Genomic DNA, 14660 nt, shown 5'->3' on the forward strand with positions numbered 1-14660 from the left:
GGGCGGACGACGGGGCCGAGGCCGTGCGGGTGCGGTGCCGCGTCTGCCACGATGTCGGGATGACGGCCACCGCGGTCCTGCGCCCGCCCCACGACGACGTCGTCGCGCGGCGCTACGCGTCGTGGCTCGCGCGCGTGCTGGCGGTCGCGATGGACTCGGGACTGCTGGGGCTGTGCGTGTGGCTCGTCGCGCCGGGCGCGGGCGTCCCGGCCGTGTGGCCCGGTCTTCCGCCGTGGCAGGGCGCCACGGACGCGGTCCCGGTGGAGCTCGGGGGCGCCGCGTCGTGGACCGTGGCCGTGGTGCTGCTCGTCCAGTTCGGCCTGCAGGCGTGGACGGGTGCCACGATCGGCAAGCGGGCCGTCGGCATGGTCGTGGTCGACGACGCGACCGGGCGTCCCGTCGGCGCGCTGCGCACGGTGTGGCGGCAGCTGCTGCACCTCCCCGACGCGATCCTGCTGATCGGCTACCTCAGGCCCGTGTGGCACCCGCAGCGGCGCACGTTCGCCGACTCGCTGGCCCGCACGGTCGTCGTCGACGCGTCGTGGCCGCCCGCCTGGGCGGCCGTCGCGCCGCGTCCGACGCGCGTGGCCCAGTCGGTCGCGGCGGCCCTGGGCGTCGTGGGGCTGCTCGCCTTGTTCGTGCAGAGCGGCGGCGCGTCCACCGTGACGGTCGCGCAGGCGCCCTGCGTGCTCGAGGACGGTGCGCCGCGGGGTCTGCACGCGCGCGTCGAGCTCGAGCGGAGCACGTCGTGGGAGATGCGGCTGTGGATTCGTCGGGAGCTCCCCGCCGCCCCGGGCACGGTCCGGGTGGTGTGGTCCGCGCTGCCCGGCGCGCCGGGTCACGGCGAGGTCGAGGTCGCGGCGGACGTCACCGCGCTCGACGGTGCCGACGAGGGGCGGGTCTGGCACGCCGCGGCGGCCGGCTCGCTGGCCGCCGGCGAGCAGACGGTCGTCGACGTCGAACGGGCCGCGGGCGGTGCGGGCGGCCTCGACGTCCGGAGCCGGGTCGACGCCGACGCCGGTGGGTTCGCGTGCAGCGCGCGTGTCACGCTCACGGCCGCGGACCTCGCCGGGACGAGCCGCTGACGCGTCGCCGACCCCGCCGGGCGGAGCCCTGACGCAGCCGTCCGCCCGGGCCGTGCGAGGCGACCGGTGCCGGTGTCGGCGGGCGGTCGTACCGTGGCGGTGTCGACCGACCGCGTGCCCGGTGCCGGTGCCACGCGGCTCTCGATCGGCTCCACGTCCTGCTCCGCCGCCCGCCCGTACCCCCGGAGGCCGTCATGACGACGCTCGAGAACCGCCCCGCCACCGCGCTGCTCGTGATCGACGTCCAGGTGGGCGTGGTCACCGGGGCGCACGACCGCGACGGCGTCGTCGCCCGGATCGCGGCGCTGGTCGACCGGGCACGCGACGAGGACGTGCCCGTCGTGTGGGTCCAGCACTCGAGCGACGAGCTCGAGCTCGGCTCCGACGCGTGGCGCGTGGTGCCGGACCTCGACGTCGCGGACGGCGAGCCGGTCGTGCACAAGCGCTACGGCGACGCGTTCGAGGCCACCGACCTCGAGGACGTGCTCGCCGCACGCGGCGTCGGACGCCTCGTCGTGACGGGCGCGCAGACGGACGCGTGCGTGCGCTCGACCCTGCACGGGGCGTTCACGCGCGGCTACGACGTGACGCTCGTGAGCGACGCCCACACCACGGAGGACCTGACCCCGTGGGGAGCCCCGCCGCCCGCCGCCGTGGTGGCGCACACGAACCTGTACTGGGGGTTCCAGTCGGCACCGGGGCGCACCGCGGGCACCGCGACCGCCGCGGAGGTCACCTTCGGCTGACCGTCCAGCCCGCCGGGCCGCACGCCGAGGCCCCTTGACCTTGTCACCGTGACAGGCTCTTCGATGGTCGTCGGAGGTGGTCGAGGTGAACCACGAGCAGGACGCGCGCCCGCGCGCCGAGCAGGACGTCGTCCCCGGGCTGGGGGCTGCCGCGGCGTCGACGCGGCTGCGGGCGGCGCTCGCGGCGGGGACCCGCCCCGCGCCCGGGCAGGTGCCGGCGCTCGTCGCGCGGTGCGCGGTCGAGCCGGACTTCCAGGTGCGCGAGATGCTCACGTGGGCCCTGGTGCGTCACGGTGCGGACCTCACGGTCGAGCCGCTCGTCCGCGAGCTGACGTCGACGGTGCCGCAGGCGCGCAGCCAGGCGCTGCACACGCTGTCGAAGATGGGCGACCCGCGTGCGTGGCCCGCGGTCACCGCGCTGCTGCGGGACCCGGACGACGAGGTCGCTCGTGCGGCCTGGCGCGCCGCGGCGGCGTTGGTGCCCGACGACGGACGGAGGGCCCTGGCGACCGCGCTCGTGTCGCAGCTCGGGCGGGGGAGCCGCGACGTGCGGCTGAGCCTGAGTCGCGCGCTCGTGTCCCTCGGCGACGCCGCGACGGACGCGCTGGAGCAGGCGCTCGCGGAGCGACGCGGCGACGCCCGCGAGCACGCCGTCGCGACGCAGCGGCTCGTCGCCGATCCCGACGAGGGGTTCGACGCCGCGGTCGACGAGGCCCGGCGAGTCGTCGCGCTCGCCGCGTCGCCCACGGGTGGGGGAGCCGCCGGTGCTGATCGGTGAGGTCGCGGCACGGTCCGGGGTCAGCGCACGCATGCTGCGGCACTACGACCGCATCGGCCTCGTGCCGCCCACCGGCCGCTCGCGGGCCGGCTACCGCGAGTACGGGGACGCCGACCTGCGTCGTCTCCTGCACGTCGAGGGTCTGCGCTCGCTGGGCCTGAGCCTGAGCGAGGTGGCGCGGGCGCTCGACGACCCCGGCTTCGACCCGGCCGTCGTCGTCGACGGGCTCGTCGCGGCCGCGCGCGAGCGCCGCGCGCGCGAGGACGAGCTCCTGGACCGGCTGGCCCAGGTGCGCGCGGGTGCGCCGACCGCGTGGCCCGACGTGCTGCGCACGGTCGGCCTGCTGCGCGCGCTCGGGCCCGGCCGCACGCCGGCGGCCCGACAACGGGCCGCGCTCACGACCGTCGCGGCCGACCCCCGGGACGGCGCCGCGCTCGCGGCGGCGCTCCTCGCCGAGGACGACCCCAACGCGGCGGGCGCGCTGCGGTGGGCGGTGGTGCGCGCCGCAGCGGCGGCCGTCCCGGTGCTCGTCGCCGCGCTCGCGGACGACGACGCGGTGCGGCGGCGCCGTGCGGTCGTCGCGCTCGCCGACGTCGACGACCCCGACGCGGTCGCGGCGCTCGCCGACGCGTACGTCGACCCGGACCCCGAGGTGCGCGCGCGAGCCCTGCTGGCGGGCGGACGACGCGGCGACCGGCGTGCGGTCGCGCCCCTCGTCGGGCTCGTCGTCGAGGGTCGGGACGACGTCGAGGCCGCGGAGGCGCTCGGCGTCCTGGCCGAGGACCCGGGCGTGCGCGCCGAGATCACCCGCCGGGTCGCGGACGCGGCGGCGCTCGCGGACCCGCCCGCGCGGCAGCGGATCGCGGGGGCGCTCGCGGAGGTGCCGGGGGACGGTGCCCGCGCGCTGCTCGAGCGGCTGGCCGCGGATCCCGCACGCCCCGTCGCGCTCACGGCGACGGCCGTGCTGCGGCTGCGGCGCACGGGCGGCTGAGCCGCCGACGTGCGGGGACGCGCGGGACGCGTGGTGTGCCCCGAGTGGGATTCGAACCCACACTGGATCGGGTTTGAGCCGAACGCCTCTGCCGGTTGGGCTATCGGGGCCGCGTGCCAGCCTAGCGCCGTCCGCCGCCGCGGCGGTCCGGCGTGCGGTGCCTGTGCGTGCTCGACGGCGCGGCCGCGCACCGGCGCGTGACGGTGACCACGTGGCGGACCGCGCGTCCACGGGCCGATGCGCACTACGCTGTGCACGTGACCACGGACGACAGCACCGAGCCCACGCAGGACGCGACGCAGGGTCTGGACCTGCCCGCCGCCGAGCCGGCGCCCCGCGCCGCCGCGCCGTCGTCCGGTCGGCCCGCGCGCCGCGCGGTCGTCGCCGAGGACGAGGCGCTCATCCGCATGGACGTCGTCGAGACCCTCACCGAGGCCGGGTTCGAGGTCGTCGGCGAGGCGGGCGACGGCGAGCGCGCCGTCGAGCTCGCGACCGAGCTCAAGCCGGACGTCGTCGTGATGGACGTCAAGATGCCCGTCCTCGACGGCATCTCCGCGGCCGAGCGCATCGGCAAGGCGCACCTCGCGCCCGTCGTGCTGCTCACGGCGTTCTCGCAGACCGAGCTGGTCGAGCGCGCGCGCGACGCCGGCGCGATGGCGTACGTCGTCAAGCCGTTCAGCCCGGCGGACCTGCTGCCCGCGGTCGAGATCGCGATCTCCCGCTACGCGCAGATCACGGCGCTCGAGTCCGAGGTCGCGGACCTCGCCGAGCGGTTCGAGACCCGCAAGCGCGTGGACCGCGCCAAGGGCCTGCTCATGACGAAGATGGGCCTCACCGAGCCCGAGTCGTTCCGCTGGATCCAGAAGACGTCGATGGACCGTCGCCTCACCATGCGCGAGGTCGCGGACGCCGTCATCGAGCAGGTCGGCGGCGCCGCCTCCTGACGCCCCTCCGCCGCTTCCCGAGCCCGGTCGACGCCTCGCGTCGACCGGGCTCGGTGCATTTCGCGGGTCACGAATGTGCAACGACATCTGTGAGACATTGCGATTCACATGTCGGACACAAACCATGAGTACGTTCGCGCCACATCGTCGTGGTCCGCGCCGGACCCCGGCAGGTGCAGTGCTCACAGAGGGGTACCACACGCATGATTCGTTCGACACGTGCAGGACGTGCGCTCGCAGTCGCAGGAGTGGTCGCACTGGCGCTCACCGCTTGTGCCGGGGGCGACGACGAGGCAGGGTCCGGCGGCGACGCGACGTCGTCGGGCGGTGGTGACGGCGGCGAGGCGCTGCACATCGGCACCATCCTCCCGGTCACCGGCTCGCTCGCGCAGCTCGGCCCGCCCGAGATCGCGGGCGTCGACCTGGCCGTCAAGGAGATCAACGACGCCGGCGGCCTGTTCGGCTCCGACGTGCAGGTGACGCACACCGACTCGTCCGACGCGCAGAACGCCTCGGTCGCCACAGCCTCGGCCCAGGAGCTCATCTCGGCGGGCGTCTCCGCCATCATCGGGGCCGCGTCGTCGTCGGTGACCAAGAACATCGTCGACGACATCACGGGCGCGGGCATCGTGCAGGTGTCGCCCGCGAACACGGCGACCGACCTGTCCGGGTACTCGGACTTCTACTTCCGGACCGCGCCGCCGGACACCGTGCAGGGTGACGTGCTCGGGAACCTCATCGTGGGTGACGGCGCGTCGAACGTCGGGATCCTCGTGTTCAACGACTCGTACGGCACGTCGCTGCGCGACGTCGTCGAGGGCGTCGTCGGCGAGGCCGGCGGCACGGTCGTCTACGGCACGTCGGGCCAGGAGTTCGACCCGGCCGAGACCAACTTCGCGACCATCGTCGCGGACGCGATCGCCGCGGGCCCGGACGCCATCGCGATCCTCGCGTTCACGGACCAGACCCCCGCGATCGTGCGCGAGCTCGCCGCGCAGGGCTGGGACATGAGCAAGACGTACTTCGTCGACGGCAACCTGCAGAACTTCGGCACCGAGGGTGACACCGGGTTCCCGGCGGGCACGCTCGAGAACGCGCAGGGCACCCTGCCGGGCGCGTACCCGTCGGAGGAGTTCCAGGGCCGCATGCTCGAGGTCGACCCCGGTCTCAAGGACTACTCGTACGGCCCCGAGTCGTACGACGCGACCATGCTGGTGGCGCTCGCGGCCCTCAAGGGCGGCGCGTCCGACGGCGAGACGATCCAGGCCAACATGGCGGCCGTCTCGGGCGCGGACGGCGGCACCGAGTGCACCGGCTGGGAGGAGTGCTCGAAGCTCCTCGCGGACGGCGAGGACATCGCGTACCAGTCGGCGTCGGGCGTCGGCCCGTTCAACGAGGCCAACGACCCCTCGTCGGCCTTCATCGGGATCTACCAGTTCGGTCCCGAGAACACGTACACGTTCAGCCGCTCCGAGGAGGGCGAGGTCCCGCAGGGCTGAGCCCAAGGACCCCGCACGGCACGCGTCGGCCCCGGAGCGCAGGCTCCGGGGGTCGACGCGTGCCGTGCGTCCGCGGACGGTCCGGGATGTCTCGGCGCGTCACGGGGCTGCGGGCAGAGTCGGACGCCCGCCGCGCCACGGGCCGCCGGAACGAGCCGGGCGCCTCGTGGCGCCGTCCCGCGTCCGGGCTCGGTGCGCAGGGCCGCCGGCCCCGCGGCACGCCTCGCCGGGACCCGGGCCCGGGGCGCGTCGCGGCACGACGAGGCCCCGACCACCGGGCGGCGGTCGGGGCCTCGTCGAGCGGGCCAGGGTGTCGGTCGGTCGGTCAGTCGGTCGGCGCGGACGCGTCGCCCTCGGCGGCACGCGCGGCGTCGACGTCGGCCGCGAGCGTGCCCAGGTACAGCTGGATCACCTTCGGGTCGTTCATCAGCTCGCGGCCGGGCCCCGAGTAGGCGTTGCGCCCCTGGTCGAGCACGTACGCGCGGTCGCAGATCTGCAGCGCGCGGCGCGCGTTCTGCTCGACGATGACGACCGACACGCCCGCCTTGTTGATGCGGCGCGTGCGCAGGAACGCCTCGTCCTGACGCACGGGCGACAGCCCGGCCGACGGCTCGTCGAGCAGCAGGACCGACGGCTCGGGCATGAGCGCGCGCGCCATCGCGACCATCTGCCGCTCCCCGCCGGACAGCGCCCCGGCACGCTGCTTGCGCCGCTTGGTCAGCTCGGGGAAGAGGTCGAGCACGACCTCGAGCCGCTCGGAGAACTTCGCGGGCGTCTGGTAGACGCCCATCTGGAGGTTCTCCTCGATGGTCAGGCTCGGGAACACGTTGTTCGTCTGCGGCACGAACCCGACGCCGCGGCGCACGAGCGCGTCGGCGCGCAGGTTGCTGATCTCCTCGCCCTGCAGCGTCAGGGAGCCGCTGCGGATGCCCACCAGCCCGAACAGCGCCTTGAGCAGCGTGGACTTGCCGGCTCCGTTGGGGCCGATGATCCCGACGAGCTCGCCGGGGTGGAGCACGAGCGAGCAGCCGTTGAGGATGTTGACGCCCGGCAGGTAGCCGGCGACGAGCTCGTCGGCGTGCAGCAGCGGCTCGCCGGCGGGCGCGCCGCGGTGCAGCGCGGGTGCGGTGGTCTCGGTCACGGTGCGGTCCCCTCCGCCTTCTCGGTGTCCTCGAGCTCGGCGTCGGCCTCGGCCTGCGCCTCGGCGTCGATCACGCCGCCCTCGTCGAGCAGCGCGTCGTCGCCCAGGTCGGTGTCGTGGTGCGCACCGAGGTAGGCGTCGATCACTGCCTGGTCGGCCATCACCTCCGACGGCGGGCCCTCCGCGACCACCTGCCCCTGCGCCATGACGACGACCCAGTCGGAGATGTGCCGCACCATGTGCATGTCGTGCTCGACGAACAGCACCGACGTGCCGGAGTCGCGCAGGTCGGTGATGTGCCCGAGCAGCGACTGCGTGAGCGCGGGGTTCACGCCCGCCATCGGCTCGTCGAGCATGACGAGCGCGGGGTCGGACATCAGCGCGCGCGCCATCTCGAGGAGCTTGCGCTGCCCGCCCGACAGCGAGCCGGCGAAGTCGTCCTTCTTGGCGTCGAGCTTGAACCGCTCGAGCAGCGACATCGCCTTGTCGGTGATCTCGCGCTCGCGCGCGGCCCACAGCGGCTTCACGAGCGCCGCGAACAGCCCTTCGCCCGGCTGGTCGCGCGCGCCGAGCCGCATGTTGTCGAGCACCGTCATGCGCGCGAGCGCCTTCGTGAGCTGGAACGTGCGGACCATGCCGGCCTTCGCGACGCGCGACGCCGCGACACCCGCCAGCGGCGTGCCGTCGAACACCCACGTGCCCGTGTCGGGCTTGTCGAACCCCGTCATGAGGTTGAAGAACGTGGTCTTGCCCGCACCGTTGGGGCCGATGAGCGCCGTGATGACGTTCTTCTGCACCTCGAGGTGCTCGACGTCGACGGCGTTGACGCCGCCGAAGCTGCGCCGCACGCCGTCCGCGACGAGCACGGCGTCGGGCTTGCGGACCCCCGGGACGCGGGGGACGTGCGCGAGGTCGCGCCGGGCCTGCTCCACGACGTCCTTAGCGGGCATTGATCGCCAGCTCCTTCTTGTCGCCCAGGATCCCCTGGGGGCGGAACACGATGAGCGCCATGAGGGTCAGGCCGACCAGCACCCAGCCGATCTGCTCGATCTGCTGGACGGACAGCGTGTCCGCCGGGACGATCCCGCGCAGGAACCCGCGGACGAAGACCAGCGCGCCCCAGAACAGCAGCGAGCCGAGCACCGGGCCCAGGACCGTCGCGGCGCCCCCCAGCAGCAGGATCGTCCAGGTGTTGAACGTGACGGGCCGTCCCAGGGAGTCGGCCTGCACGGAGCTCGCGAGGACGAACACGATGCCGCCCAGCGCACCGAACACGCCGCCGAGCACGAGCGCCTGCAGCTTGTAGCCGTAGACGTTCTTGCCGAGCGCCCGCACGGCGTCCTCGTCCTCGCGGATGCCCTTGAGGACCCGTCCCCACGGGCTGCGGATCAGGCGCCACACCAGCAGGCACGCGAGCAGCACGAGGGTCCAGCCCACGATGCGCAGCCACCACGAGTTCGACGTGTTGGTCGCGAGCGTGAGCGGCCCGAGGGTCCACCGCTCGTCGGGGAACGGCGACGCGTCCTGGAACGTGTGCTTGAACGCGTTGCCCGTGAGCCCCTCGGAGCCGCCCGTGACGTCGGTCAGCGCGGTCGACCGTCCGATCATGCGGACGATCTCGGCGGCGGCGATCGTGACGATCGCGAGGTAGTCGCCCCGCAGCTTGAGGGTCGGGAGGCCGAGCAGCAGCGCGAACACCACCGACAGCGCGATCGCGACGACGAACGCGAGCCACAGCGGCGCGCCCTGCACGGTCGCGACGGCGAACCCGTACGCGCCCAGCAGCATGAAGCCGGCCTGGCCCATGTTGATCAGGCCCGTGAGCCCGAAGTGGATGTTCAGGCCGATCGCGGCGAGCGCGTACGCGATCGCGGTCGGGCCCAGCATCTCGTTGAGGACGTTGGTGAAGAGCTGTCCGAAGTCCATGAGCGACGACCTCCCGCTAGCCGATGCGCTCGGCGCGCCCGAGGATGCCCTGCGGCCGCAGCAGCAGGACGAGGATGAGGATGACCAGCGCGCTCGCGTACCGCATGTCGTTGGGCAGCACGAGGGTCGAGAGCTCGACGACCAGCCCGATGACGAGCGCCCCGAGGACCGCGCCGAGCGGCGAGCCGAGGCCGCCCAGCGTGATCGCGGCGAACATCAGCAGCAGCAGCGTCGAGCCGAAGTTGAAGCGGGTGGTGTTGAGGTAGAGCGCGAGCAGCACGCCGCCGAGCGACGCGAGCGCCGCGGACGCGACCCACACCCGGCTGATGACGGACTCGACCTTGATGCCGGTCGCCGCGGCCAGCGCGGGGTTGTCCGAGACGGCGCGCGTCGCGCGTCCCAGCCGCGTGCGGGCGAGCGTGAACGCGACCGCCGCGAGCACGACGAGCGCGACGGCCACCGAGACCAGCGACTGCGCGGAGATCTGCACGGGCCCCAGCTGCATGCGCTGCGAGATCCCGGAGACGATCGGCGCGGGCTGCGCGCCGAACGCGAACAGGAACGCCGACAGCAGCGCGAGCGACAGGCCGATCGTGACGATCATCTGCTGCGTGATCCCCACGCCGCGGCGTCGCAGCGGCGCGAACAGCAGCGTGTTCAGCAGCCACCCGGCCGCCGCGCCCGCCACGGTCGCGACGACGATCGCGAGCCACAGCGGCAGGTGCCACCACTGGACCGCCATGAACGCGGTCATGCCGCCGAGGGTCACGAGCTCGCCGTGCGCGAAGTTCGACAGCCCGGTCGTGCCGTAGATGAGGTTGGCGCCGAGCGACGCGAGCGCCAGCAGCACGCCGAAGACCGTGCCCGCGAGGAGCAGCTGGGCGTACCGGTTGGTGCCCGGGCCGGCGGACGCCTCGGCGCTCGCCTCGGCCTCCGCACCGGCGTCGGCGTCGGCGCTCGCACCCGGCGACGGCGACGTGGTCGCGCCGCCCGTCGGGCTCTCGGTCGCGCCGCCGCCGGCCTCGCCGGGCGGCACGACCTGCACGATGCGCCCGGCGGAGCGACCCAGCGCGACCGTGACCGTCGCGGGGTTCGCGGCCGGGTCCTTGAGCACGGTGCCGGCCGGCAGCGTGCCCTCGTCGACCGTCACGGTGTAGTCGCCCGCCGCCGTGAGCGCGAACGCCGCCTTGCCGGCCGCGTCCGTCGTGGCCTCGAGCGTCCCCGCCTCGCCCTCGACGGTCAGGGCGGCCCCCGCGACGGGCCCCGTCCCCGGCACCGTGACGGTGACGTTGAGGCACGCGGTGGCGTCGTCGGGGCTGCACGGTGTGGTCGCCGCCTGTGCCGACCCGGCGACGCCGAGCGTCGTCAGGGCCGTGAGGAGGGCGAGCACGACGGCCGCGCCTCCACGTCGCAGGGCGACGGATCGGTCCCGGTACGCGACTGCTCGCACGGTGACCTCCGTCCTGGTGGTCGGGCACGGGCGCCTGGGCGCCGCACGTCGATGTGATGGGCCCTCGCCCACCGGTCAGCAGACGATAGGGACGAATTGTGTCCTGTTCATTTCCGGTGCGCGAGCGTTGCGTGGCATCTGTTTCGCGTGAATGTCGGCGACGACTCGACCTGCGGCCGACGTGACGGGGTTCACCGGGACGGGGCACGCCGGGCCCCTAGGCACGACGCCGGACCTGGGCCATGATCGACCTGGCGCCGACCGGGGGAGACCGGCGCCGCGACCCACCCTCGTCCCCGGGAGGCCCGCAGTGCGGCCAGGTGTGCACGTCCGACCCGCGACGTCGTCCGACCTCGAGGGCCTCGTCGACCTCTGCCTGCAGGCGCGCGCGGAGTCCGGCGTGGGGCGTCAGCTCTGCTCCGACGACCGCGACGAGCTGCGCGAGCAGCTCGCGGTCCTCGGCTCGGTCGACGGCGGGACGGTCCTCGTCGCGACGTGCGACGACGAGCTCGCGGGTCTCGTGCTGTGCCGCACGATGGGCCCGGGCCTGATGTCGCGGGCCGTCGTGCTCAGCCTCGACGCGGTGTACGTGCGGCCCCAGTGGCGCCGGCGCGGCCTCGGCCACGCGATGCTGCAGGCGGCGGCCGAGCTCGCCGAGGACGCGGGCGCCGGCGACGTGTACGCCGCGCCGCTGCCCGGCTCGCGCGGCATGCAGCGGTTCCTGGCCCGGCTCGGCTTCGCGCCCGCGGGCGGCCACCGGGTCGTGGCCACGTCCGCGCTCCTGCGCCGGCTCGCGCTCGACGTCCCCGCGCCGGGGCGGCGGTCGTCGGTGCGGGGCATCGAGGACCTCATCGAGCGCCGGCGGCGCGCGCGGCAGCGCGTGGTCGGTGACGACGACGCGCCGCGTCAGGCCGGTGCGTCGATGAGCATGCAGGTGAGGCGCGCGGTGCACAGCCGTCGGCCGTCCTCGTCGGCCACCTCGACCTCGTAGGTCGCCACCGAGCGGCCGAGGTGCAGCGCGCGGGCCGTGCCGGTCACGGTGCCGCCGCGTGCCGCGCGGTGGTGCGTGGCGTTGAGCTCGACGCCGACGGCCGCGCGCCCCGGGCCCGCGTGCGCGACCGCCGCGAGCGACCCGAGCGTCTCGGCCAGCGCGGCAGAGGCGCCGCCGTGCAGCAGCCCGTAGGGCTGCGTGTTGCCGTCGACGGGCATGGTGCCGACCGCGCCGTCGGGCCGCACCTCCAGCACGTCGATGCCGAGCCGCGCGATCAGCGTGCCGTCGGTCGGGGGCATGGCGAAGGGCGCGGCGGTGTCGGACATGGCAGATAGGTTGGCACCGTGAGCGCCGACCAGCCAGCGACCAGCACCACGACCACCCCGCGCCTGCTCCTGATCGACGGGCACTCGATGGCGTACCGCGCGTTCTACGCGCTCCCCGTGGAGAACTTCGCGACGTCGTCCGGCCAGCCGACCAACGCGGTGTTCGGCTTCACGTCGATGCTCGCGAACCTGCTGCGCGACGAGGAGCCGACGCACGTCGCGGTCGCGTTCGACGCGGGCCGCACGACGTTCCGCACCGAGCGGCTCGAGTCGTACAAGGGCAACCGCGCCGCGACGCCCGAGCCCTTCCGCGGCCAGGTCGACGTCATCAAGCAGCTCCTGGCGACCATGCACGTGCAGGTGCTCGACAAGCCCGGCTTCGAGGCGGACGACATCCTCGCGACGCTCACGACGCAGGCGCGCGAGCAAGGCATGCACGTCGCCATCTGCTCGGGCGACCGCGACTCCTTCCAGCTCGTGTCCGAGACGGTCACCGTGCTGTACCCGGTCCGCGGCGTGTCCGAGATGGCGCGCATGACGCCCGAGGCCGTCGAGGCCAAGTACGGCGTGCCGCCGCAGCGCTACCCCGACGTCGCCGCGCTCGTGGGGGAGACCAGCGACAACCTGCCGGGCGTCCCCGGAGTGGGGCCCAAGACGGCTGCCAAGTGGATCGGCCAGTACGACGGCCTGGCGGGAGTGCTCGAGAACGCCGAGCGGATCACCGGCAAGGCCGGGGAGTCGCTGCGCGCGCACGTCGAGCAGGTCGCGCTCAACCGTGAGCTGAACCGGCTGCTCACCGACCTCGAGCTCCCGGTCGGCCCCGAGGACCTGGCGGTCCGCCCGTGGGACCGCGCGGCGCTGCACGCGCTGCTCGACGAGCTCGAGTTCCGGACCCTGCGCGACCGGCTGTTCGCGATGCTCCCCGACGAGGGACGCGACGAGCGCGTCGCGACCGCGGCGGCGCTCGACCTCGTCGAGACCGGTGTCGGCGGGCTCGCGGCCTGGCTCGACGCGCGTCGCGACGACGTGCTCGGCCTCGACGTCCGCGGTTCCGGCGCGCCCGCGCGCGGCGACGCGTGGGGCGTCGCGATCGCGGACGCCGCCGGGCAGGCCGTCGCGTACGACCTCACGGCGATCGACCCCGCGGACGAGACCGCGCTCGCGGCCTGGCTCGCGGACCCCGCGCGCGGCAAGGCGCTGCACGCGGCCAAGGAGGCGTGGCACGCGCTCGACGGTCGCGGCCTGCCCCTGCACGGCGTCACCTACGACACCGAGCTCGCGGCGTACCTGTGCCAGCCCGACCGGCGCGCGTACGACCTGCCGGACCTCGCGATCGGCTACCTGCACCGCGAGCTGGGGGGCGACGACGACTCGTCGGCGGGCCAGGGTGCGCTCGACCTCGAGGTGGACGGCGCGGACGAGGGGCGGCGTGCCGCGGTGCGGGCGGCCGCGGTGCGCGACCTCGTGGACGTGCTCGGCGCCGAGGTGGCCGACCGGGGCGCCGCGGGACTGCTGACCGACCTCGAGCTACCGCTGCAGGACGTCCTGGCACGCATGGAGCGCACCGGCATCGCGATCGACCGCGACGACCTGACCTCGCTCGAGCGCGAGTTCGACGCCCAGGTGCAGGCCGCGGCCGCCGACGCGTACGCGGTGATCGGCCGCGAGGTGAACCTCGGGTCGCCCAAGCAGCTGCAGGAGGTGCTGTTCGACCAGCTGGGCATGCCCAAGACCAAGCGGATCAAGACCGGGTACACGACCGACGCGGCCGCGTTGACGGACCTGTTCGCGCGCACGGGGCACCCGTTCCTCGAGCACCTGCTCGCGCACCGCGACACGATCCGGCTGCGCCAGACCGTCGAGGGGCTGCTGCGGTCCGTCGGCGACGACGGTCGCATCCACACGACCTTCCAGCAGACGATCGCCGCGACCGGGCGCCTGTCGTCGGCGGACCCCAACCTGCAGAACATCCCGATCCGCACCGAGGCGGGCCGGCAGATCCGCCGCACGTTCGTGGTGGGCCCGGGGTACGCCACGCTGCTCACGGCGGACTACTCGCAGATCGAGATGCGCATCATGGCGCACCTGTCGGGCGACGAGGGCCTCATCGCGGCCTTCCGCTCGGGGGAGGACCTGCACAGCTACGTCGGGTCGCGCGTGTTCGGCGTGCCGACCGACGAGGTCACGTCGGCGATGCGGTCGAAGATCAAGGCGATGAGCTACGGCCTCGCGTACGGCCTGTCGTCGTACGGGTTGTCGCAGCAGCTGTCGATCGAGGTGTCCGAGGCGTCGGCGCTCATGGCGGACTACTTCGAGCGCTTCGGCGGCGTGCGGGACTACCTCACGGGGGTCGTCGACCAGGCGCGCGCGACCGGCTACACCGCGACGATCCTCGGCCGCCGGCGGTACCTGCCGGACCTCACGAGCGACAACCGGCAGCGCCGCGAGATGGCCGAGCGCATGGCGCTCAACGCGCCGATCCAGGGCAGCGCGGCCGACCTCATCAAGGTCGCGATGCTCGGTGTCGACCGCGAGCTGACCCGCCGCGGGCTGACGTCGCGCATGCTGCTGCAGGTGCACGACGAGCTCGTGCTCGAGGTCGCCGACGGCGAGCGGGACGAGGTCGAGGCGCTCGTGCGCGAACAGATGGGCCACGCGGGCGACGGTCTTCCGGGCGGTCCGCTCGACGTGCCGCTCGACGTCTCGGTGGGTGTCGGGGCGACCTGGCACGCCGCGGGGCACTGACCGGCGCGCGACGGCGCGGCACCCTGCCGCGACGGCGC

At 74.4% G+C, this 14660-nt stretch carries 13 protein-coding genes and 1 tRNA gene; 8 read left to right on the forward strand and 6 right to left on the reverse strand.

The genetic code is table 11. The features are described 5' to 3' along the window. Positions 1 to 59 precede the first annotated feature (59 nt). The 4 genes from CS2_RS08680 to CS2_RS08695 all read left to right on the forward strand — a co-directional run bounded on the left by CS2_RS08680 (position 60) and on the right by CS2_RS08695 (position 3600). Positions 60 to 1085 (forward strand): RDD family protein, encoded by a 1026-nt coding sequence (locus tag CS2_RS08680; protein WP_070319661.1) that lies wholly within the window; start codon positions 60 to 62, stop codon positions 1083 to 1085. A gap of 194 nt (positions 1086 to 1279) precedes the next feature. Then, positions 1280 to 1831, forward strand: coding sequence for an isochorismatase family protein (locus tag CS2_RS08685; RefSeq protein ID WP_070319662.1), 552 nt, complete (start codon positions 1280 to 1282; stop codon positions 1829 to 1831). An 85-nt stretch (positions 1832 to 1916) separates the two neighbouring features. After that, the gene (locus CS2_RS08690) at positions 1917 to 2609 is read left to right on the forward strand and encodes a HEAT repeat domain-containing protein (protein ID WP_070319674.1); all 693 of its coding nucleotides are present in this window, start codon (positions 1917 to 1919) and stop codon (positions 2607 to 2609) included. Then, entirely contained in the window at positions 2596 to 3600 is a 1005-nt protein-coding gene (locus CS2_RS08695) for a MerR family transcriptional regulator (protein ID WP_070319673.1), read from the forward strand. Before CS2_RS08690 ends, CS2_RS08695 begins: the two co-directional genes overlap by 14 nt. 36 nt (positions 3601 to 3636) lie before the next feature. On the opposite strand, the gene CS2_RS08700 is transcribed toward CS2_RS08695, so the two are convergent. After that, positions 3637 to 3710, reverse strand: a tRNA-Leu gene (locus tag CS2_RS08700). A gap of 147 nt (positions 3711 to 3857) precedes the next feature. On the opposite strand from CS2_RS08700, the gene CS2_RS08705 reads away from it, so the two are divergent. Further along, positions 3858 to 4544 carry an ANTAR domain-containing response regulator gene (locus CS2_RS08705; protein ID WP_046530561.1) on the forward strand — a complete coding sequence of 229 codons (687 nt, stop codon included), beginning with the start codon at positions 3858 to 3860 and terminating at the stop codon, positions 4542 to 4544. 203 nt (positions 4545 to 4747) lie between these two features. Further along, positions 4748 to 6043, forward strand: coding sequence for an ABC transporter substrate-binding protein (locus CS2_RS08710; RefSeq protein WP_070319663.1), 1296 nt, complete (start codon positions 4748 to 4750; stop codon positions 6041 to 6043). A 325-nt stretch (positions 6044 to 6368) separates the two neighbouring features. Here the strand turns inward: CS2_RS08710 and CS2_RS08715 are convergent, their stop codons facing one another. Genes CS2_RS08715 through CS2_RS08730 form a run of 4 tightly spaced genes read right to left on the reverse strand, consistent with a single transcriptional unit; the run spans position 6369 to position 10500 of the window. Beyond that, positions 6369 to 7184, reverse strand: a complete 816-nt coding sequence (locus CS2_RS08715) for an ABC transporter ATP-binding protein (RefSeq protein ID WP_046528493.1) — start codon at positions 7182 to 7184, stop codon at positions 6369 to 6371. Further along, the gene (locus CS2_RS08720) at positions 7181 to 8134 is read right to left on the reverse strand and encodes an ABC transporter ATP-binding protein (RefSeq protein ID WP_070319664.1); all 954 of its coding nucleotides are present in this window, start codon (positions 8132 to 8134) and stop codon (positions 7181 to 7183) included. The genes CS2_RS08715 and CS2_RS08720 overlap by 4 nt, the downstream gene beginning before the upstream one ends. Then, positions 8124 to 9110 carry a branched-chain amino acid ABC transporter permease gene (locus tag CS2_RS08725; RefSeq protein WP_070319665.1) on the reverse strand — a complete coding sequence of 329 codons (987 nt, stop codon included), beginning with the start codon at positions 9108 to 9110 and terminating at the stop codon, positions 8124 to 8126. Before CS2_RS08725 ends, CS2_RS08720 begins: the two co-directional genes overlap by 11 nt. A 16-nt stretch (positions 9111 to 9126) precedes the next feature. After that, positions 9127 to 10500, reverse strand: coding sequence for a branched-chain amino acid ABC transporter permease (locus tag CS2_RS08730; RefSeq protein WP_233421121.1), 1374 nt, complete (start codon positions 10498 to 10500; stop codon positions 9127 to 9129). A gap of 382 nt (positions 10501 to 10882) precedes the next feature. Here CS2_RS08730 and CS2_RS08735 point away from each other — a divergent pair, with 382 nt between their 5' ends. After that, a complete protein-coding gene (locus tag CS2_RS08735) occupies positions 10883 to 11551 on the forward strand; it encodes a GNAT family N-acetyltransferase (RefSeq protein WP_233421122.1) in 669 nt (222 codons plus the stop codon). On the opposite strand, the gene CS2_RS08740 is transcribed toward CS2_RS08735, so the two are convergent. After that, complete coding sequence (locus CS2_RS08740; protein WP_070319667.1) at positions 11467 to 11877, reverse strand: hotdog fold thioesterase; 411 nt, start codon at positions 11875 to 11877, stop codon at positions 11467 to 11469. The genes CS2_RS08735 and CS2_RS08740 overlap by 85 nt on opposite strands. Positions 11878 to 11895: 18 nt before the next feature. On the opposite strand from CS2_RS08740, the gene polA reads away from it, so the two are divergent. Beyond that, entirely contained in the window at positions 11896 to 14622 is a 2727-nt protein-coding gene (polA, locus tag CS2_RS08745; RefSeq protein WP_070319668.1) for a DNA polymerase I, read from the forward strand. Positions 14623 to 14660 lie beyond the last annotated feature (38 nt).

The organism is Cellulomonas iranensis NBRC 101100 = JCM 18110 (genome assembly GCF_001552375.1).
GTDB lineage: Bacteria > Actinomycetota > Actinomycetes > Actinomycetales > Cellulomonadaceae > Cellulomonas > Cellulomonas iranensis.

What these genes read in the sequence shown, in the direction of transcription:
- CS2_RS08680 (WP_070319661.1), top strand. Translation starts at nt 60, where the DNA reads ATGACGGCCACCGCGGTCCTGCGCCCGCCCCACGACGACGTCGTCGCG.
- CS2_RS08685 (WP_070319662.1), top strand. Translation starts at nt 1,280, where the DNA reads ATGACGACGCTCGAGAACCGCCCCGCCACCGCGCTGCTCGTGATCGAC.
- CS2_RS08710 (WP_070319663.1), top strand. Translation starts at nt 4,748, where the DNA reads ATGATTCGTTCGACACGTGCAGGACGTGCGCTCGCAGTCGCAGGAGTG.
- CS2_RS08720 (WP_070319664.1), bottom strand. Translation starts at nt 8,134, where the DNA reads ATGCCCGCTAAGGACGTCGTGGAGCAGGCCCGGCGCGACCTCGCGCAC.
- CS2_RS08725 (WP_070319665.1), bottom strand. Translation starts at nt 9,110, where the DNA reads ATGGACTTCGGACAGCTCTTCACCAACGTCCTCAACGAGATGCTGGGC.
- CS2_RS08740 (WP_070319667.1), bottom strand. Translation starts at nt 11,877, where the DNA reads ATGTCCGACACCGCCGCGCCCTTCGCCATGCCCCCGACCGACGGCACG.